The following is a 16,704-nucleotide window of genomic DNA, read 5'->3' on the forward strand; positions in this document are numbered from 1 at the left end:
ATGGCAACCAAGCAAAAAATCCGCATCCGCCTGAAGGCCTTCGACTACAAGCTGATCGACCAGTCGGCAGCCGAAATCGTTGACACCGCCAAGCGTACCGGCGCGATCGTCAAGGGCCCCGTGCCCCTGCCGACCCGCATGAAGCGTTTCGACATCCTGCGTTCGCCGCACGTCAACAAGACGTCGCGCGACCAGCTGGAAATCCGCACGCACCAGCGCCTGATGGACATCGTCGACCCGACCGACAAGACCGTGGACGCGCTGATGAAGCTCGACCTGCCGGCTGGCGTGGACGTCGAGATCAAGCTGCAGTAATTCAGCTTCGCGTCGCGTTTTGACAAAGCCCGCCTGCAGAAATGCAGGCGGGCTTTGTTCTTTTGGGGGCGGCTGTGGCATCCTCGCGCACCGGCCTTTTTCAGCATCTCGGCCGGGGCTGAAACGAGGGCAGCACACACTATGAGTCACAAGTTTTCTTTTGCATTCGGAGTCGCATGTCTTGCGACGGCACTGCTTGCTGGCTGTGGTGGTGGAGGCGGGGGAGGCGGTGGCGGGTTTCCCATTCTTCCGCCCGTGGCGGCGGCTTCGGTGACCCTGAGCGGCACCGCCACCTATGAGTCCGTCCCGAATCCGAACGGGGCTCTGGTGTACGCCAACATTTCGGCCAAGCCGGTGCGTGGCGCGATGGTCGAAGCGGTCGATGCCACTTCTTCCGCGCAACTGGCCACGGCGACCACCGACGACAGCGGCGCCTACACCCTGACGGTGCCGGCGAACACAACCCTTTTCGTGCGCGTACGGGCTCAACTGACCCGTGCCGCCCCGGGGCCGAGCTGGGATGTGAGCGTGCGAGACAACACCCAGGCAAACGGCCTTTATTCCATGCAATCGTCGGCGTTCTCGTCGGGTGCGGTCGCCTTGACGCGCGATCTTCGCGCCAGCACCGGCTGGGATGGCTCGAAGTACGCAACACAGCGGGTGGCAGCGCCGTTCGCCATTCTCGACACGGTCTACACCGCCATGCAGAAGGTGCTGTCTGTCGCGCCGGCTTCGGCATTTCCGCCGCTGCGCGTGTTCTGGAGCCCCAACAATGCGCCGGCGGGCGGCAGCGTGGCGGCAGGCCAGATCGGTACCACTTTCTTTATCAATCGAAGCACCGGGCGCGAGATCTACGTGCTGGGCAAGGAAGACGTCGATACCGATGAATTCGATGCGCCGGTGATCGCACACGAATGGGGCCACTACTACCAGTCCTCCTTCAGCCGCGATGACTCGCCGGGCGGCGATCACTCGGGGGACGATCGTGTCGACCGGCGCCTGGCGTTTTCCGAGGGCTGGGGCAATGCCTGGTCGGGTATTGCGCTCAATCGGCGCAACTATGTGGATTCAAAGGGCCCCAAGCAGGCCAATGGCGGCAGCATGGATCTCACGACCGGACCTTCGAGCAATCCGGGCTGGTATCGGGAGGCCTCGATCCAGTCGATTTTCTGGAACCTCAACCAGCAGGTTGGTTTTGGGCCGATCCACAACACCATGACGAGCTTGCCCTTCCGAAGCGGGGCCGCCGTCACGTCGATTCACCCGTTCACTTCGGCATTCAGCGTCGTGGCGTCGGACAGCAGGTCGGCGCTGGCTGGTCTGCTGACGGCCCAGAGCATCAGTGCCGCAGCCAACGATCCTTACGGCGACCAGGAAGCGAACGCCGGTGGGCAACCGACAGTCCCGGGCGTGCTGCCGATGTACGGGGCGGCAATGACCGTGCCGGTGGTGACGAAGGCCTGCGTCTCGAACGTGGCGGGTACCGACAACAAGCTGGGAAGTTTTGCGTACCTTCGATTCACGGCGCCAGCGAATCGTGACTACCAGTTCGCTGTCGGCGGTGGGCCGACTGGCGCCGTCCCTCAGTTCGACATTTACCGCGGCGGATTGGTCCCCCGATCGGGCAGCAAGGTCAGCCTCGGGGTCGGTGATTACGTTCTGGCGGTGTCCGACTCCGCCAACTCGGGGCCTTCGGTGTGTTTCAACGTCACCATTCAATAAGGAAGGGTGCCATGACCATCCGCTCAAACTCGATACTCACTGTGGCGTGCCTGTCCCTGGGTGCGCTGTGCCTGCCCGCCCTGGCCGACGGCGTGCCGCCACCGGTCTCGCGTAGCGCCAAGCAGTCCGTGGCGGCGCATCGCGCAGCGCCCATGACGGTCGCAGCCCGCAAGCCCAATGACTCCGGTGTCACATTGCGATATCAGGTCGAAGGCACACCGCAGGTCGGCAAGGCGACATCTGTCGTTCTGCAGTTCGACGGCGTGAGCAACCCCGACGGTGCGACGGTTCGTCTTGCCGCCGACGCTGGTCTCACGCTCTCGGGCGCCAGCACCTTGACGCTGCCCGCGGGCAAGCGCACGAGTGCAACCGTCTCGGTGGTGAGCCAGGGTAACGGCCTTGCTTACCTGAATGTATTCATTCAGCAGGGCGACGCTACAAGCGCCATTTCCATCCCCATTCAGACCGGCGGTGTGACACCCGCCTTGAAGTCGAGCGGCGACCTCAAGTCGACACCGGACGGGGACAACATCATCTCGATGCCCGCCAAATAAGGGAAAAACCGGGTCCGGAAGCCCCGGAAATCTGGCCTGAGCACGCCCCTTGCGCCTTGCCCGCATGCCGGGCTATAATCTTTGGCTCTGCCCTTGTTGCGTCCGCATGGGTGTTGTTCGGGCAGAGATTTATCAACCTTCTTTCGCAGGCTGGGAAGCCAGCCAAACGCTGTCGCCAATTGAAGTGGCAGCGGCGAAGGGAGTTTCCATTTTTGGAGAAAACAAATGAGTCTGAGCAACTCCCTCGGGTTGCTGGGCCGCAAGGTGGGGATGATGCGTCTCTTCACCGATGACGGGGACGCAGTTCCTGTCACGGTGGTGGATGTGTCCAACAACCGTGTGACCCAGATCAAGTCCCAAGAGACCGATGGCTACGTCGCCCTGCAGGTGACGTTCGGTTCGCGCAAAGCATCGCGCGTGACCAAGCCCGAAGCCGGCCACCTTGCCAAGGCAGGTGTCGAAGCTGGCGAAATCATCCAGGAATTCCGCGTTACCGCAGAAACCGCAGGTCAGCACAAGGCTGGCGGCGTGATTGCTGCTGCGAGCGTGTTTTCCGTGGGCCAGAAGGTGGACGTGCAAGGCACTTCCATCGGTAAGGGCTACGCTGGCACGATCAAGCGTCACAACATGAGCTCGCAACGCGCGTCGCACGGTAACAGCCGTTCGCACAACGTTCCCGGCTCGATCGGTATGGCACAAGACCCCGGTCGCGTGTTCCCCGGCAAGCGCATGACGGGCCACCTCGGCGACGTCACCCGCACGACGCAAAACCTCGACGTCTTCCGCATCGACGAAGCACGTCAACTGTTGCTCATCAAGGGCGCGATCCCGGGTTCGAAGGGTGGCTTCGTCACCGTGCGTCCCGCCATCAAGGCCAAGCCGCAAGCGGCTGAAGGAGCGAAGTAATGCAACTCGAACTCCTGAACGAACAAGGCCAGGCCGCGTCGAAGTACGACGCCCCCGAGACCGTGTTCGGCCGTGACTACAACGAAGACCTGGTTCACCAGATCGTCGTTGCATTCCAGGCCAACGCCCGCCAAGGCACGCGCGCCCAGAAGGACCGCGAGCAGGTCAAGCACTCGACCAAGAAGCCTTTCAAGCAAAAGGGAACGGGCCGCGCCCGTGCCGGTATGACCTCGTCGCCGCTGTGGCGCGGGGGTGGCCGCATCTTCCCGAACATGCCTGACGAAAACTTCTCGCAGAAGATCAACAAGAAGATGTACCGCGCCGGCATGGCCGCCATCTTCTCGCAGCTCGCTCGCGAAGGCCGTCTGGCCGTGGTGGATTCGCTGACCGTGGATTCGCCCAAGACGAAGCCGCTGGCAGCCCGTTTCAAGGCAATGAATCTCGAGTCCGTGCTCGTGATCGCCGAAGAAGTCGACGAAAACCTGTACCTTGCCTCGCGCAATCTGGTGAACGTTCTCGTGGTCGAACCCCGTTACGCCGATCCGGTGTCGCTGGTTCACTACAAGAAGGTGCTGGTCACCAAGGGTGCCGTCGACAAGCTCAAGGAGATGTTCGCATGAGCCGCGTGAACCCTACCGCCGCTGAACGTACGTTCGAAGAAGGCCGCCTGATGGCGGTGCTGGTCGCCCCGATCGTGTCCGAAAAGGCCACGATGGTCGGCGAGAAGTCGAACGCTGTCACTTTCAAGGTGCTGCAAGACGCCACCAAGCCCGAGATCAAGGCCGCTGTCGAACTGATGTTCAAGGTCGAAGTCCAGGGCGTGTCGGTGCTCAACACCAAGGGCAAGACCAAGCGCTTTGGCAAGTCCATCGGCCGCCGCGACAACGTTCGCAAGGCCTATGTGACGCTCAAGCCCGGTCAAGAGCTCAACCTCGTCGGGGAAGGCGCTTAATCATGGCCGTCATCAAGATGAAACCCACTTCGCCGGGCCAACGCGGCGCGGTGAAGATTTCGCGTGACCACCTGCACAAGGGTGCTCCTCACGCAGCCCTGCTGGAACCCCAGTTCCAGAAGGCCGGCCGTAACAACAACGGTCACATCACGATCCGTCATCGTGGCGGTGGTTCTAAGCACCACTACCGCGTTGTCGACTTCGTGCGCAACAAGGACGGCATCCCGGCCAAGGTCGAGCGTATCGAATACGACCCGAACCGTACCGCCCACATCGCTCTGGTCTGCTACGCCGACGGCGAGCGCCGCTACATCATCGCCCCGCGCGGTCTTGAAGCTGGTGCAACGCTGCTGTCGGGCGCCGAAGCCCCGATCCGCGCCGGCAACACCCTGCCGATCCGCAACATCCCGGTCGGCTCGACGATCCACTGCATCGAACTGCAGCCCGGCAAGGGCGCGCAGATCGCACGTTCGGCCGGTACGTCGGCCACGCTGCTGGCTCGCGAAGGCGTCTACGCCCAGGTTCGCATGCGTTCGGGTGAGGTGCGTCGCATCCACATCGAATGCCGCGCAACCATCGGCGAAGTGGCCAACGAAGAGCACAGCCTGCGCCAACTCGGCAAGGCAGGCGCCAAGCGCTGGAAGGGCATCCGCCCGACCGTCCGCGGCGTTGTGATGAACCCGGTCGACCACCCGCACGGTGGCGGCGAAGGCAAGACTGGCGAAGGCCGCCATCCTGTCGACCCATGGGGCAATCTGACCAAGGGCTATCGCACCCGTAACAACAAGCGCACGCAGGTCTTCATCGTGTCGCGTCGCAAGAAGTAAGGGATAGCCAATGACTCGCTCTCTCAAAAAGGGTCCTTTCGTCGACCACCACCTCGTGGCCAAGGCCGACAAGGCCGTGACGACCAAGGACAAGAAGCCGATCAAGACCTGGTCGCGCCGCTCGATGGTTCTGCCCGAGTTCATCGGTCTGACCATCGCTGTGCACAACGGCAAGCAACACGTGCCTGTGTACATCACCGACCAGATGGTCGGCCACAAGCTCGGCGAATTTGCGCTCACGCGCACGTTCAAGGGGCACCCCGCGGACAAAAAAGTCCAGAAGAAGTAAGGAACGACCATGTCTGAAACACGTGCAGTCCTCCGCGGTGTCCGCCTGTCGGTCGACAAGGGCCGTCTGGTCGCGGACCTGATCCGCGGCAAGAAGGTCGATCAAGCGCTCAACGTTCTGCAGTTCACGCAGAAAAAGGCCGCTGTGATCATCAAGAAGGTGCTGGAGTCGGCAATCGCCAACGCCGAGCACAACGACGGTGCCGACATCGACGAGCTGAAGGTCAAGACCATCTACGTCGAGCAAGGTGCAACGCTCAAGCGCTTCACCGCGCGGGCCAAGGGTCGCGGCAATCGCATCAGCAAGCCCACGTGCCATGTGTACGTGACGGTTGGCAACTAAGAAGGCCTGGAAGAAATATGGGACAGAAAATCCACCCAACCGGGTTCCGCCTTGCGGTCACCCGTAACTGGTCCAGCCGTTGGTACGCAAGCGACCGCGATTTCGCGGGCATGCTGGCCGAAGACATCAAGGTTCGCGAATACCTGAAGAAGAAGCTGAAGAACGCTTCGGTGTCGCGCGTCATGATCGAGCGTCCCGCCAAGAACGCACGCATCACGATCTACTCGGCACGTCCGGGCGTCGTGATCGGCAAGAAGGGCGAAGACATCGAGAACCTCAAGCGCGAACTGGGCAAGCAGCTCGGCGTGCCGGTCGCTGTCAACATCGAAGAAGTGCGCAAGCCCGAAATCGATGCCCAGCTGATCGCCGACAGCATCACGCAGCAGCTCGAAAAGCGGATCATGTTCCGCCGCGCCATGAAGCGCGCGATGCAGAACGCCATGCGTCTGGGTGCCCTGGGCATCAAGATCATGTCGTCGGGCCGCCTGAACGGCATTGAAATCGCTCGTTGCGAGTGGTACCGCGAAGGTCGCGTGCCGCTTCACACCCTGCGCGCCGACATCGACTACGGCACCTCGGAAGCCAAGACTACGTACGGCGTCATCGGCGTCAAGGTCTGGGTCTACAAGGGCGACACGCTGGGTCGTAACGACCTGCCGGCCGTCGAAACGCCGCGTCCGGACGAAGAGCGCCGCCCGCGTGGTCCCCGCCGTGATGGTCGCCCTGGCGACCGTCCGGGTGGCGACCGTCGCGGTCCTGGCCCCCGTGCCGGTGGCCGTGGCCCGATCGGTGGCAACACCGCGCCGGCCGATGGCAGCGACAAGCCCGCAGAAGCCACTGGCGCAGCTCCCGCTGCACCGGGTGCAGACTCGAAACCCGCCGTTAAGCGCGTCCGCAAAGCCGCGCCAGCTGCAGCAGCTGACGGTGCCAAGACCGAGTAATCGGTCTTTCCCGGGCGCGCAAGCGCCTGGGGCAGTCCTCACGGAGTAACAAAACATGCTGCAACCTGCACGCAGAAAGTTCCGCAAGGAACAAAAGGGCCGCAACACCGGCATCGCAACCCGGGGTAACTCGGTTGCCTTCGGTGACTTCGGTCTCAAATGCACCGACCGCGGTCGCCTCACGGCGCGCCAGATCGAAGCCGCTCGTCGCGCAATTTCACGTCACGTGAAGCGCGGTGGCCGTATCTGGATCCGCGTGTTCCCGGACAAGCCAATCTCTACCAAGCCCGCTGAAGTGCGGATGGGTAACGGTAAGGGCAACCCCGAGTACTACGTCGCTGAAATCCAGCCTGGCAAGATCGTGTTCGAGATCGTCGGCGTGCCCGAAGAACTCGCCCGCGAAGCGTTCCGCCTGGCCGCCGCCAAGCTTCCGCTGCGCACGACGTTCGTCGCTCGCCAGCTCGGCGCCTGAGAGGAGAACATCCATGGCAACACGTAAGAAAAAAGAAACCGCGGCTCCGGCCAAGGTGACCAAGGCCGCAACCCTGCGCACGAAGGACGTCGCAGGCCTGCAAGCCGAAGTCAAGGAACTGCAGAAGGCCCATTTCGGTCTGCGCATGCAGAAAGCCACGCAACAGCTGTCGAACACCTCGACGCTGCGCGTGACGCGTCGCGACATCGCGCGCGCCAAGACCATTCTTGCTCAGAAGCAGCAAGAAACCCAAGCCGCCAAGTAAGGAGTGAACATGACGGAAGCTAAAAAATCCCTCAAGCGCACCTTGATCGGCAAGGTGGTCAGCGACAAGCGTGCCAAGACCGTGACCGTGCTGGTCGAGCGCCGTGTGAAGCACGAGCTCTACGGCAAGATCGTGGCCAAGACGAGCAAGTACCACGCCCATGACGAAAAGGGCGAGTACAAGCTGGGCGACACCATCGAGATCACGGAAAGCCGTCCGATCTCGAAGACCAAGAACTGGGTTGTGACCCGCTTGGTCGAGAAGGCCGTGCTGGTCTGATCTTCGAGTCACACGACTCAACCGGAAACGGCCCACAATGTGGGCCGTTTTTCTTTTTCTGGAGCTTATTCAATGATCAAAGTCGGCGACACCCTTCCTTCGGCCACGCTGCAGGAATATTCAGAAGTCGAGGGCGAAGGCTGTAGCATTGGCCCGAACGCCGTGGACGTGACCAAGGCTTCGGCCGGCAAGACGATCGCGCTGTTCGCACTGCCGGGCGCCTTCACCCCCACCTGCTCGGCCAAGCACGTGCCGGGCTATGTGCAGCACTTCGATGACTTCAAGGCTGCCGGCGTGGACGAGATCTGGTGCGTGAGCGTGAACGACGCCTTCGTGATGGGCGCCTGGGCACGTGACCAGAAGACCGGCGCCAAGGTCCGCATGCTGGCAGACGGCAGTGCCGATTTCGCCAAGGCCACGGGCCTCACGCTGGACCTGACGGGCCGCGGCATGGGCCTTCGCAGCAACCGCTATTCGATGCTCGTGAAGGACGGCAAGGTCGCGACGCTCAACGTCGAGGCGCCGGGCAAGTTCGAAGTCAGCGACGCCGACACGCTGCTGGCGCAAGCCCGCGGCTGAGCGGCGGCAATCACTCAAAGATCCACTTTGAGGTAGTGGGCCCCGGCAACGGGGTTGTGATAGTAGGGCGGCACTTCCGCGAAGCCCAGGTCTTCGTAGAGTGCCCGCGCCGATTCCATGTCGTCGAGCGTGTCGAGCAGCACACAGGCGTAGCCCGCACTGCGCGCGGCATCGAGCGTGGCCTCGGCCAATTGGCGGCCCAGGCCCAGTCCGCGAAAGCCGGGGCGCACGTACAGGCGCTTCATCTCGGCTGCGTTCGCGTAGTCCACGTTGTCGAGGGGGCGCAGCGCGCAGCAGCCGGCGATGTGGGCCAGCGTGCCGTTGGCGCGCTGCAGCGTCGGAGCCTGGCGCCCGGCGTCTTCCTTGACGTTGGCCGGATCGACGAGCGCCAGCAGAAGATTTCCGCGGGGTTCGGCATATTCGCCAGGCAGCTCGGCGAGCTCGCCGTCGAAATCCTGGAAGTCGAGGTCGATGTTCAACGATGCCGCGTAGTCGCGAAAGATGGCGCGCACGGCGTCGATCTCGTTCGCCGCTTCGGGTACGAGCAGGACGACGGCCGGCATGTCCGCCAGCGGCAAGGGGCGTGAAACAGAAGAGCTCATACGCGCAACGACGCCACCCAGAATGCCACGCCCGCACACAGCGCGAACAGCACCAGCGCCAGGCAACGCGATGCCGCATCGTCGCGACTGGCCGCGACGTTGCCGTTCGCGGCGGAAACCTGCTTGTCGCCCGTCACCATCGGCCGCACCAGCCGATGCCGCTTGAACAGCACATAGAACAGCACGGCCAGCACATGCAGGCTGACGAGCGCAATCACGATCCACTTGCCCTGCGCCTTGTGCCAGCTCGTCGCCAGGCTCACCACGCCGCCCGATACGAAGCGCGTGAGCGGGCCCGAAGCTGAAATCTCATCATCGGCCATCAGCCCGGTCGCGACCTGCAGCATGAGGATGGCCAGCACGGCGAACACCGAAAGCGCCCCCAGCGGCGTGTGCCCGATCAGGTGGTCCGGATGCGCCCGCCCGCGCAGGTAGGCGACGACGGACCCCGGCCCGTAGAAGAACGAGGCAAAGCGCGACCAGCGCCCGCCCACGAAGCCCCAGAGCAGGCGGAACAACAGCAGGGCAAGCACCGTGTAGCCTAGGCGGAAGTGCCATTCCATGACGCCGCTCAGCCCCGTGCCGATCAGGCCGATCACGGCCACGGCCAGTGCCCAGTGAAACAGGCGCGTGGGCAAGTCCCAGACACGTGTGCGGGCTTCGCTGGGGGCGCGCGCGTGGAGGGCGGCCACGGAAGAATCGGTCATCGAAAAAGGCGCGGGGCGCGATGCTGCGGAAGGCGCAGATTAGCAAAGTCCGGGCCCCGCTTCGCTTCGGGTTGTTGCTATGCGTGCGACATGGGCTGCCTCTACACTCCGCAGCAGCGCCGCGTTCGACGGCGTTTCCCCCACACACATATGAATGAGGAAGGCTCCACGATGAATCGATTCGCTTCGCTTGCCCTGGCCGCTGCCTGCGCTGCGACGGCTCTGCCCGCCGCGGCACAGTTCGCCAAACCCGAGGACGCCATCAAGTACCGCCAGAGCGCGCTGTTCGTGATGAGCCAGCACTTCGGTCGCCTGGGCGCCATGGCCAACGGCCGCGTGCCTTATGACGCCGCGGCTGCCGCCGCCAATGCCGAGGTGGTGGCCGACATGGCCAAGTTGCCTTGGGCAGGTTTCGGCCCCGGTACCGAGGGCGGCAAGGCCAAGCCCGAAGTCTGGAAGGAAGACGCGAAGTTCAAGGAACGCCAGCAGAAGCTGATCGAGGAAACCGGCAAGCTGGTGGTTGCCGCCAAGGCCGGCAACATCGACGCGCTCAAGGCCCAGTTCGGTCCGACCGGCGCAAGCTGCAAGGCATGCCACGACAGCTTCCGCAACCAGTAAGGCACTGCGGCAGAAAAGCAAAAGGCGCTCCCTGGAGCGCCTTTTTGTTGGGGAACGAAGCGATCAGGCTTCGGCCAGCAATTTCTCGATCAGCTTGTGCAGCTCGACAAAGTCGGGCTCGCCCACATAGCGCTTCACGATCTCGCCGCGCTTGTTGACCAGGTAAGTGGTGGGCGTGAGCTTCACGTCGCCCCAGGCCTGGGCCACGCTGCCGGTGTTGTCGATGGCCACCTTGAACGGCAGCTTGCGCGTTTCGGCGAAGTTGACGACATAGCTCGGCGGGTCGTAGCTCATGGCCACCGCCAGCGTGTCGTAGCCCTGCGACTTGTACTTGTCGTAGGTGGCAATGACCTTCGGCATCTCGCCGACACAGGTCACGCAGCTGGTGGCCCAGAAGTTAACCAGCGTGACCTTGCCCTTCAGGTCGGCGGTGCTCTTCTGGGTGCCGTCGAGCAGCACGAAGGTCGAGGCCGGGGCCGCCGTGCTGCCGGAGCCCAGGTACACGCCCACGCCGACGGCCAATGCAAGAGCGACGGCGGCAGCAGCAATGTATTTTTTCATGGCAGCGAAGAGAGAAGGGCGGCGCGATTTTAGTTCCGCTCGCCGGATCGTGCTGGCGGGCGCCCCGGCGGCCCCCGGGCGGCTCGATAATCGCTGCCCCATGCCCTCGCCCGTTCTTCCTTCCTGGCTTGCGCTGAGCGCAGCGGCCCTGCTTGCCGCCTGCAGCCCGACCTTCAACTGGCGCGAGGTGCCGGTCGCCGAATCCGGCCTCGTCGCGCTGCTGCCCTGCAAGGCCGATCGCGCGAACCGCGCCCTGCCGCTGGGCGCCGAATCCGTGCAGGTCGACATGACTGGTTGCGAAGCCGGCGGCGTGACCTTCGCCATCGCCCATGCGGCCGCCAACAGCCCCGTGCAGGCCGAGGCCTGGCTCAACGCCTGGCGCACCGCGACGCGCAGCCAGTTGGCCGAAGCGCAGGTGGCCGAGGCGCCTGCGACCGTGCAGCGCGCGACGGCCGTGCCCGCGCCACTGCGCCTTGACGCCCAACCGTCGCAGCAAGGGGCCGCGCCGGTCCAGGTGCTCTGGTTCGCCCAGTCGCAGAAAGACGGCACCGTGGCGCTCTACCAGGCCACCGTGCTGGGCAAGCCGTCTTCGCCGGAAACGGCCAAGACCTTCTTCGAGGGCCTGCACCTCCCATGAGCGTTGGCCTGCTTGCCGGCCAGCGAAAGAGGCGCCGACTACAAGTGGCGGGTATCGGCTCGCTTGCGTACCGGGGTGGTCGGTCTTGCTTTGATTTTGATAGCAAGTCCCGCGGCAGGGGCGTGCACCCGCAGACCGGTCTTTTCAGCGGCTCCCGACCCCTCACCGCAGCCACGTTTCGTGCCGCAGTGTCCATTTTTCGGGGCTGCTGCGTTGTGTCCTGTATCTACTTCCATGGGGCGCCCCCGCATAATCGACGCGTCGTCCCTCGCTCCGCATGAACAGCATCCTCATCATCGCCCACTCACCGTTCGCGCAGGCGCTGCGGCAGTGCGCGCTGCATGTGTTTCCCGACTGCGAGCAGGCCGTCATCGCGCTCGACGTGCTGCCCAACGTGTCGCCCGAAGAAACCCTGGCCGCCGCGCGCATCACGCTCGCGCAGCAACTGCATGCGCCGCGCTCGCAGGTGCTGGTGCTGGCCGACGTGTTCGGTGCCACGCCTTGCAACGTCGCGCAGAAACTGGTGGACGGCGTGCGTTCGCGGCTGGTGGCGGGTGTCAACCTGCCGATGCTGCTGCGCGCCGTCACCTACCGGCACGAGCCGCTCGACACGCTCGTGCAGCGCGCCATCGCCGGCGGCACCGCGGGTGTCATGCAGGTCGCCGTGGCGGCTCCCCAGAACCAGGCAAAAAGAAAGCACTGTGATCAAGAAATCCGTGACCATCAGCAATAAGCTGGGCCTGCACGCACGCGCATCGGCCAAGCTGACCAAGCTCGCAGGCAGCTTTCCCTGCGAGGTGTGGCTCTCTCGCGGTGACCGCCGCATCAACGCCAAGAGCATCATGGGCGTCATGATGCTGGCCGCCGGGCTCGGCTCCACCGTCGAGCTCGAGACCAATGGCCCGCAGGAAGAAGAAGCGATGAGCGCCATCGTCCAGCTCATGGACGACAAGTTCGGCGAAGGCGAATAAGGGCCACCCCATGACATTCGCAGTCCACGGCCTCCCTGTTGCCCGTGGCATTGCCATCGGGCGTGCGGTGCTGGTGGTGTCCAGCCGCATCGATGTGGCGCACTACTTCATCAAGCCCGAAGAGATCGACACCGAAATCGACCGTGTGCGCACCGCGCGCAACGCCGTCGCCGACGAGCTCATCAAGCTGCAGAGCAGCGTCGCGCAGATGGGCCCGAACGACGCGCCGCACGAGCTGGCCGCCTTGCTCGAAGTGCACCAGATGCTGCTGCAGGACGAGGCCCTGAGCGGCGGCGTCAAGCACTGGATCAGCGAGCGGCTCTACAACGCCGAATGGGCGCTGACCACGCAGCTCGAGATCATCGCGCGGCAGTTCGATGAGATGGAAGACGCGTACCTGCGCGAGCGCAAGGCCGACCTCGAACAGGTGGTCGAGCGCATCCTGCACCGCATGAAGGGCACGGCCGCCGTGCTCGCGCCGAGCCCGCCGCGCCGCAAGCGCGCCGCCGCCACCGACGAAGACGACGACCCCACCGCGGGCGACGGCATCGACGTGCCGCTGGTGCTGATCGCGCATGACCTGTCGCCGGCCGACATGCTGCAGTTCAAGAAGAGCGTGTTCGCTGGTTTCGTGACCGACGTGGGCGGGCGCACCTCGCACACCGCCATCGTGGCGCGCAGCATGGACATCCCGGCCATCGTCGGCGCGCGCACCGCGAGCCAGTTGGTACGCCAGGACGACTGGGTCATCATCGACGGCGACGCCGGCGTGATGATCATCGACCCCTCGCCGATCATCCTCGCCGAGTACGGTTTCAAGCAGCGCCAGGGCGACCTCGAACGCGGCCGCCTCGCGCGCCTGCGCCACAAGCCGGCTGTCACGCTCGACGGCCAGCGTGTCGAGCTGCTCGCCAACATCGAGATGCCCGAAGACACCGTGGGCGCCGTCAAGGCCGGCGCGGTGGGCGTGGGCCTGTTCCGCAGCGAATTCCTTTTCATGGGCCGCGAGTCGTCGGCGCGCCAGACCCGCCTGCCCGACGAAGAAGAGCAGTACCAGGCCTACAAGCGCGCGGTCGAGGGCATGCAGGGCATGCCCGTCACCATCCGCACCATCGACGTGGGTGCCGACAAGCCGCTGGACAGCAAGTCGGCCAACAAGCAGGAACACCTGAACCCCGCGCTCGGCCTGCGCGCCATCCGCTGGAGTCTGGCCGACCCCGCCATGTTCCTCACGCAGTTGCGCGCCATCCTGCGTGCGGCGGCGCACGGCGAGATCCACCTGCTGATCCCGATGCTCGCGCACGCGAGCGAGATCCGCCAGACCCTCTCGCTGATCGACTTCGCGCGTGCCGAACTCGACAACCGCGGCGCGGTGTACGGCCACGTGAAGCTCGGCGCCATGATCGAGATTCCGGCCGCCGCGCTCACGCTGCGCATCTTCCTCAAGCACTTCGACTTTCTTTCCATCGGCACCAACGACCTGATCCAGTACACGCTGGCGATCGACCGGGCCGACGAGTCGGTGGCGCACCTGTACGACCCTGCGCACCCCGCCGTGCTGAAGCTGGTGGCCGACACCATTGCCGAGTGCCGGCGCCAGGGCAAGGGCGTGTCGGTGTGCGGCGAGATGGCGGGCGACGTGGCCTTCACGCGCCTGCTGCTGGGCCTGGGGCTGCGCAGCTTCTCGATGCACCCCTCGCGCATCCTCGCGGTCAAGCAGGAGGTGCTGCGGGCCGATACCGGCAAGCTCGAAGCCTGGGCGAAGAGCGTGCTCGACTCCGACGACCCCGGCGTCGCGCTCGCGGGCTGACCGGGTCGGCGGCGCGCCATCGGCAACGCGGCTGCACCGGCCGACACACTGCAGAAGGACACCGCGCCAATGACCCAGGCCACACCTGCCGCTACTACCGCTACCAGCACCGCAGCACCCGCCGCCGGCACCGCGCCCGAGAGCGCATGGCACGGCATGCTGCTGGCGTTCACCGCCGGCTTTGTCGACACGCTCGGCTTCGTCGCATTGTTCGGGCTGTTCACCGCGCACGTCACGGGCAACTTCGTCTTGATTGGTGCAGCCATGGCCGGCAGCGGGCATTCGGGCGTGGTCGGCAAGTTGCTGGCGTTGCCGGCCTTCGTGCTGGGCGTGGCGGCCACGCGGCTGTTCCAGCTGTCGCGCGAACGGCGAGGGCTCGACACCACAGTGCCGCTGCTGGGCACGCAGTTGATCTGCCTGCTGGCCTTCATGGGCGCTGGTGTGTGGGCCGGCCCCTTCGTCAGCGGCAACGGCGTGCCGGCCATCGCGGTCGGGCTGATGGGTGTGCTGGCGATGTCGATCCAGAACACCGCCGCGCGCAGCGTGTTCTCGAAGCTGACGCCCAGCACCGTGATGACGGGCAACGTCACGCAACTCGTGATGGACCTCGTCGACATCGCGACGCGTGCACCTGGCATGGCCGGCGCATCGGCGCGCGTGCACAAGGCATGGCCACCGGTGGCTGCCTTCGCGGTGGGTTCGCTCGGCGGCGGACTGGGCTATGCGCATGCCGGCTTCTGGGCATTGCTCGTGCCCTGCGTGGCGCTGGCCGCGTTGCTGCAACTACTGCGAAAGCAATAGCGCTGCAATAAAACGAAACACGCCGAAACTGCGACGAAAGGACTTGCGGTGGCCCCGCAAGCACGATCAGGCCTTCCTCTTCAACCCCTGAAAGGCCTGTGTCATGAAATCTCTTTCCTTCACCCAGATCGTTGCCGTCGGCTCGTTCGCCATGCTCGCCGCTGCCGGCGCCAAGGCCGAGAACTACGAGGGCGTGCAGCCGCTCGTGTCGGCCAAGAGCCGTGTCGAAGTCAGCGCCGAAGCCGTGCGCACTGCCTCGGCACCGGACCAGAACGTCGTGCGCGGCTCGCGCGGCGCTGAAACCATGGCCGTGTCGACCGACCGCGCACGCGTCGTCGCCGAAGCCGTGCGCACCGCCGCCGCGCCCGACCAGAACGTGTCGGCCAGTTCGCGCGTGAACAGCCAGGTCATCTCGACCATGCAGAACCCCGTCGACGCACGCGCGGCAGCCGCCAACGCCAAGAGCAGCCGCATGTAAGCGGCACCGGCTTGTTGCTCGCACCGCATCCGTCGCAATCAAACGAAACACGCCGATACGCCGGCGAGAGGACTTGGCCCGGTGCCCAAAGCACTATCGAGCTTCCTCCTCACAAGACAACACCAAGGACTTGATATGAAGCACTGGATCAAACGCACTCTCTTCGGTTTCGCCGGCGCCGCGATGGTGGCTGGCAGCATCGCCGGCTGTGCCGGCCAACGCCACGGTTGGGGCGGCGGCGACAGCGCCGACTTCCGCGCGAAGATGGTCGAACGCGTGGGCAGCAAGCTCGAACTCGATGCGTCGCAAAAGCAGAAGCTCACCGTGCTGGCCGAGAAGCTGCAGGCGCAGCGCGAGGCTCTGCGCGGCGCGGGCGGCTCGGGCGACCCGCGTTCGCAGTTCAAGGCGCTGTTCGCCGGCAACAAGCTCGACCAGGCCGGCGCCTCGCGGCTCATCGACGAGAAGACCGCCGTCGTGCGCACGGGCAGTCCCGAGGTCATTGCCGCCGCCGCCGACTTCTTCGACAACCTGAACGCCGCGCAACAACAGAAGGTGCGCGACTTCATGGAGCGCGGCGGCCGACGCTGGAGCCGTCATGGCTGAGGCCATGTCGGCCTTCGGGCTCGCGGTACGGCGCGCTGCCGCATCGCCGGCGCCCTGGGTGTCCCACGCCGCGGCGTCCAATGACGCGGCGGGTGTGACGGCCGGCGGCGTTCGCACGCTGTTGCGGCTCGAAGGGGCCGTCGTGCTGGGCGTGGCGCTGGCCGCCTATGCGCAGTTCGGCGCGGGCTGGGGTGCGTTCGCGCTCTGGCTGTTCGTGCCCGACCTGTCGATGCTGGGCTATCTCGCGGGGCCGCGCGTGGGCGCGGCGCTCTACAACGCCGCGCACTCATACGTCGGCCCGGTGCTTCTGCTGGCGCTCGGCGTGCTCGCGGCGATGCCGTGGGCCGTGGCCGGCGGACTGATCTGGTGCGCCCACATCGGGCTCGACCGCACGCTCGGCTACGGGCTCAAGTACGCCGCGGGCTTCAACCTCACGCACCTCGGCCGCATCGGCCGGGCCGATCCATGGTGAG

At 65.0% G+C, this 16,704-nt stretch carries 26 protein-coding genes; 23 read left to right on the plus strand and 3 right to left on the minus strand.

The genetic code is table 11. The features are described from left to right. The 14 genes from rpsJ (at position 1) to ACGLHS_RS30330 (ending at position 8,443) form a co-directional block, all read left to right on the plus strand. A complete protein-coding gene (gene rpsJ / locus ACGLHS_RS30265) occupies positions 1-315 on the plus strand; it encodes a 30S ribosomal protein S10 (RefSeq protein WP_007838118.1) in 315 nt (104 codons plus the stop codon). Between the two features lie 270 nt (positions 316-585). After that, entirely contained in the window at positions 586-2,037 is a 1,452-nt protein-coding gene (locus ACGLHS_RS30270; protein WP_394485516.1) for a hypothetical protein, read from the plus strand. A gap of 11 nt (positions 2,038-2,048) precedes the next feature. Then, positions 2,049-2,591 carry a hypothetical protein gene (locus tag ACGLHS_RS30275; protein ID WP_394485519.1) on the plus strand — a complete coding sequence of 181 codons (543 nt, stop codon included), beginning with the start codon at positions 2,049-2,051 and terminating at the stop codon, positions 2,589-2,591. Between the two features lie 225 nt (positions 2,592-2,816). Then, positions 2,817-3,497: a 50S ribosomal protein L3 gene (rplC, locus tag ACGLHS_RS30280; protein WP_007838124.1), complete on the plus strand. Its 681-nt coding sequence runs from the start codon at positions 2,817-2,819 to the stop codon at positions 3,495-3,497. Beyond that, the gene (gene rplD, locus ACGLHS_RS30285; protein ID WP_028259871.1) at positions 3,497-4,117 is read left to right on the plus strand and encodes a 50S ribosomal protein L4; all 621 of its coding nucleotides are present in this window, start codon (positions 3,497-3,499) and stop codon (positions 4,115-4,117) included. Before rplC ends, rplD begins: the two co-directional genes overlap by 1 nt. Beyond that, on the plus strand, positions 4,114-4,449 hold the full coding sequence (rplW, locus tag ACGLHS_RS30290) for a 50S ribosomal protein L23 (RefSeq protein ID WP_007838129.1): 336 nt from the start codon (positions 4,114-4,116) through the stop codon (positions 4,447-4,449). The genes rplD and rplW overlap by 4 nt, the downstream gene beginning before the upstream one ends. Before the next feature lie 2 nt (positions 4,450-4,451). Beyond that, the gene (gene rplB, locus ACGLHS_RS30295) at positions 4,452-5,276 is read left to right on the plus strand and encodes a 50S ribosomal protein L2 (protein ID WP_093247294.1); all 825 of its coding nucleotides are present in this window, start codon (positions 4,452-4,454) and stop codon (positions 5,274-5,276) included. A gap of 10 nt (positions 5,277-5,286) precedes the next feature. After that, positions 5,287-5,565, plus strand: a complete 279-nt coding sequence (gene rpsS / locus ACGLHS_RS30300) for a 30S ribosomal protein S19 (protein ID WP_007838132.1) — start codon at positions 5,287-5,289, stop codon at positions 5,563-5,565. 9 nt (positions 5,566-5,574) lie between these two features. Beyond that, positions 5,575-5,907: a 50S ribosomal protein L22 gene (gene rplV / locus ACGLHS_RS30305; RefSeq protein ID WP_007838134.1), complete on the plus strand. Its 333-nt coding sequence runs from the start codon at positions 5,575-5,577 to the stop codon at positions 5,905-5,907. Positions 5,908-5,924: 17 nt separating this feature from the next. Further along, entirely contained in the window at positions 5,925-6,848 is a 924-nt protein-coding gene (gene rpsC / locus ACGLHS_RS30310; RefSeq protein ID WP_093247293.1) for a 30S ribosomal protein S3, read from the plus strand. A gap of 55 nt (positions 6,849-6,903) precedes the next feature. Next, entirely contained in the window at positions 6,904-7,320 is a 417-nt protein-coding gene (gene rplP, locus ACGLHS_RS30315) for a 50S ribosomal protein L16 (RefSeq protein ID WP_021012789.1), read from the plus strand. A gap of 55 nt (positions 7,321-7,375) precedes the next feature. Beyond that, complete coding sequence (gene rpmC / locus ACGLHS_RS30320) at positions 7,376-7,585, plus strand: 50S ribosomal protein L29 (protein ID WP_093247292.1); 210 nt, start codon at positions 7,376-7,378, stop codon at positions 7,583-7,585. A 9-nt stretch (positions 7,586-7,594) separates the two neighbouring features. Further along, positions 7,595-7,864 (plus strand): 30S ribosomal protein S17, encoded by a 270-nt coding sequence (rpsQ, locus tag ACGLHS_RS30325; protein ID WP_015867662.1) that lies wholly within the window; start codon positions 7,595-7,597, stop codon positions 7,862-7,864. A gap of 72 nt (positions 7,865-7,936) precedes the next feature. Further along, positions 7,937-8,443: a peroxiredoxin gene (locus ACGLHS_RS30330; RefSeq protein WP_093247291.1), complete on the plus strand. Its 507-nt coding sequence runs from the start codon at positions 7,937-7,939 to the stop codon at positions 8,441-8,443. A 14-nt stretch (positions 8,444-8,457) separates the two neighbouring features. On the opposite strand, the gene ACGLHS_RS30335 is transcribed toward ACGLHS_RS30330, so the two are convergent. Together ACGLHS_RS30335 and ACGLHS_RS30340 are read right to left on the minus strand one after the other, a co-directional pair. After that, positions 8,458-9,045: a GNAT family N-acetyltransferase gene (locus ACGLHS_RS30335; RefSeq protein ID WP_394485520.1), complete on the minus strand. Its 588-nt coding sequence runs from the start codon at positions 9,043-9,045 to the stop codon at positions 8,458-8,460. Then, a complete protein-coding gene (locus tag ACGLHS_RS30340) occupies positions 9,042-9,752 on the minus strand; it encodes a cytochrome b/b6 domain-containing protein (RefSeq protein WP_394485521.1) in 711 nt (236 codons plus the stop codon). The genes ACGLHS_RS30335 and ACGLHS_RS30340 overlap by 4 nt, the downstream gene beginning before the upstream one ends. 171 nt (positions 9,753-9,923) lie before the next feature. On the opposite strand from ACGLHS_RS30340, the gene ACGLHS_RS30345 reads away from it, so the two are divergent. After that, positions 9,924-10,370 carry a cytochrome c gene (locus ACGLHS_RS30345; RefSeq protein ID WP_093247288.1) on the plus strand — a complete coding sequence of 149 codons (447 nt, stop codon included), beginning with the start codon at positions 9,924-9,926 and terminating at the stop codon, positions 10,368-10,370. Positions 10,371-10,433: 63 nt separating this feature from the next. Here ACGLHS_RS30345 and ACGLHS_RS30350 read toward each other — a convergent pair whose 3' ends face one another. After that, positions 10,434-10,931: a TlpA disulfide reductase family protein gene (locus ACGLHS_RS30350; RefSeq protein WP_394485523.1), complete on the minus strand. Its 498-nt coding sequence runs from the start codon at positions 10,929-10,931 to the stop codon at positions 10,434-10,436. A 100-nt stretch (positions 10,932-11,031) separates the two neighbouring features. On the opposite strand from ACGLHS_RS30350, the gene ACGLHS_RS30355 reads away from it, so the two are divergent. From ACGLHS_RS30355 to ACGLHS_RS30390, 8 genes are all read left to right on the plus strand, one after another. Beyond that, positions 11,032-11,568: a hypothetical protein gene (locus tag ACGLHS_RS30355; RefSeq protein WP_394485524.1), complete on the plus strand. Its 537-nt coding sequence runs from the start codon at positions 11,032-11,034 to the stop codon at positions 11,566-11,568. Positions 11,569-11,845: 277 nt separating this feature from the next. Continuing rightward, positions 11,846-12,301: a PTS sugar transporter subunit IIA gene (locus tag ACGLHS_RS30360; protein WP_394485525.1), complete on the plus strand. Its 456-nt coding sequence runs from the start codon at positions 11,846-11,848 to the stop codon at positions 12,299-12,301. Then, positions 12,270-12,539, plus strand: a complete 270-nt coding sequence (locus tag ACGLHS_RS30365; protein ID WP_093247284.1) for an HPr family phosphocarrier protein — start codon at positions 12,270-12,272, stop codon at positions 12,537-12,539. The genes ACGLHS_RS30360 and ACGLHS_RS30365 overlap by 32 nt, the downstream gene beginning before the upstream one ends. 10 nt (positions 12,540-12,549) lie before the next feature. Then, complete coding sequence (gene ptsP / locus ACGLHS_RS30370) at positions 12,550-14,349, plus strand: phosphoenolpyruvate--protein phosphotransferase (RefSeq protein WP_093247283.1); 1,800 nt, start codon at positions 12,550-12,552, stop codon at positions 14,347-14,349. A gap of 69 nt (positions 14,350-14,418) precedes the next feature. After that, on the plus strand, positions 14,419-15,150 hold the full coding sequence (locus ACGLHS_RS30375; RefSeq protein ID WP_394485526.1) for a YoaK family protein: 732 nt from the start codon (positions 14,419-14,421) through the stop codon (positions 15,148-15,150). A 103-nt stretch (positions 15,151-15,253) separates the two neighbouring features. Beyond that, positions 15,254-15,628, plus strand: a complete 375-nt coding sequence (locus tag ACGLHS_RS30380) for a DUF4148 domain-containing protein (RefSeq protein ID WP_093247281.1) — start codon at positions 15,254-15,256, stop codon at positions 15,626-15,628. A 135-nt stretch (positions 15,629-15,763) separates the two neighbouring features. Beyond that, a complete protein-coding gene (locus ACGLHS_RS30385) occupies positions 15,764-16,231 on the plus strand; it encodes a Spy/CpxP family protein refolding chaperone (RefSeq protein ID WP_394485527.1) in 468 nt (155 codons plus the stop codon). After that, positions 16,224-16,703 carry a DUF4260 domain-containing protein gene (locus ACGLHS_RS30390; protein WP_394485528.1) on the plus strand — a complete coding sequence of 160 codons (480 nt, stop codon included), beginning with the start codon at positions 16,224-16,226 and terminating at the stop codon, positions 16,701-16,703. Before ACGLHS_RS30385 ends, ACGLHS_RS30390 begins: the two co-directional genes overlap by 8 nt. Position 16,704: the final 1 nt, after the last annotated feature.

The sequence above is a fragment of the Variovorax sp. VaC1 genome (genome assembly GCF_043658315.1).
Classification (GTDB): domain Bacteria; phylum Pseudomonadota; class Gammaproteobacteria; order Burkholderiales; family Burkholderiaceae_C; genus Variovorax.

What these genes read in the sequence shown, in the direction of transcription:
- rplC (WP_007838124.1), top strand. Translation starts at nt 2,817, where the DNA reads ATGAGTCTGAGCAACTCCCTCGGGTTGCTGGGCCGCAAGGTGGGGATG.
- ACGLHS_RS30330 (WP_093247291.1), top strand. Translation starts at nt 7,937, where the DNA reads ATGATCAAAGTCGGCGACACCCTTCCTTCGGCCACGCTGCAGGAATAT.
- rpsS (WP_007838132.1), top strand. Translation starts at nt 5,287, where the DNA reads ATGACTCGCTCTCTCAAAAAGGGTCCTTTCGTCGACCACCACCTCGTG.
- ACGLHS_RS30345 (WP_093247288.1), top strand. Translation starts at nt 9,924, where the DNA reads ATGAATCGATTCGCTTCGCTTGCCCTGGCCGCTGCCTGCGCTGCGACG.
- rplB (WP_093247294.1), top strand. Translation starts at nt 4,452, where the DNA reads ATGGCCGTCATCAAGATGAAACCCACTTCGCCGGGCCAACGCGGCGCG.
- rplP (WP_021012789.1), top strand. Translation starts at nt 6,904, where the DNA reads ATGCTGCAACCTGCACGCAGAAAGTTCCGCAAGGAACAAAAGGGCCGC.
- ACGLHS_RS30350 (WP_394485523.1), bottom strand. Translation starts at nt 10,931, where the DNA reads ATGAAAAAATACATTGCTGCTGCCGCCGTCGCTCTTGCATTGGCCGTC.
- ACGLHS_RS30275 (WP_394485519.1), top strand. Translation starts at nt 2,049, where the DNA reads ATGACCATCCGCTCAAACTCGATACTCACTGTGGCGTGCCTGTCCCTG.
- ACGLHS_RS30340 (WP_394485521.1), bottom strand. Translation starts at nt 9,752, where the DNA reads ATGACCGATTCTTCCGTGGCCGCCCTCCACGCGCGCGCCCCCAGCGAA.
- rplV (WP_007838134.1), top strand. Translation starts at nt 5,575, where the DNA reads ATGTCTGAAACACGTGCAGTCCTCCGCGGTGTCCGCCTGTCGGTCGAC.
- ACGLHS_RS30390 (WP_394485528.1), top strand. Translation starts at nt 16,224, where the DNA reads ATGGCTGAGGCCATGTCGGCCTTCGGGCTCGCGGTACGGCGCGCTGCC.
- ACGLHS_RS30385 (WP_394485527.1), top strand. Translation starts at nt 15,764, where the DNA reads ATGAAGCACTGGATCAAACGCACTCTCTTCGGTTTCGCCGGCGCCGCG.
- rplD (WP_028259871.1), top strand. Translation starts at nt 3,497, where the DNA reads ATGCAACTCGAACTCCTGAACGAACAAGGCCAGGCCGCGTCGAAGTAC.
- ACGLHS_RS30360 (WP_394485525.1), top strand. Translation starts at nt 11,846, where the DNA reads ATGAACAGCATCCTCATCATCGCCCACTCACCGTTCGCGCAGGCGCTG.
- ACGLHS_RS30355 (WP_394485524.1), top strand. Translation starts at nt 11,032, where the DNA reads ATGCCCTCGCCCGTTCTTCCTTCCTGGCTTGCGCTGAGCGCAGCGGCC.
- ACGLHS_RS30375 (WP_394485526.1), top strand. Translation starts at nt 14,419, where the DNA reads ATGACCCAGGCCACACCTGCCGCTACTACCGCTACCAGCACCGCAGCA.
- ptsP (WP_093247283.1), top strand. Translation starts at nt 12,550, where the DNA reads ATGACATTCGCAGTCCACGGCCTCCCTGTTGCCCGTGGCATTGCCATC.
- rpsQ (WP_015867662.1), top strand. Translation starts at nt 7,595, where the DNA reads ATGACGGAAGCTAAAAAATCCCTCAAGCGCACCTTGATCGGCAAGGTG.
- rpsJ (WP_007838118.1), top strand. Translation starts at nt 1, where the DNA reads ATGGCAACCAAGCAAAAAATCCGCATCCGCCTGAAGGCCTTCGACTAC.
- rplW (WP_007838129.1), top strand. Translation starts at nt 4,114, where the DNA reads ATGAGCCGCGTGAACCCTACCGCCGCTGAACGTACGTTCGAAGAAGGC.
- ACGLHS_RS30380 (WP_093247281.1), top strand. Translation starts at nt 15,254, where the DNA reads ATGAAATCTCTTTCCTTCACCCAGATCGTTGCCGTCGGCTCGTTCGCC.
- ACGLHS_RS30335 (WP_394485520.1), bottom strand. Translation starts at nt 9,045, where the DNA reads ATGAGCTCTTCTGTTTCACGCCCCTTGCCGCTGGCGGACATGCCGGCC.
- rpsC (WP_093247293.1), top strand. Translation starts at nt 5,925, where the DNA reads ATGGGACAGAAAATCCACCCAACCGGGTTCCGCCTTGCGGTCACCCGT.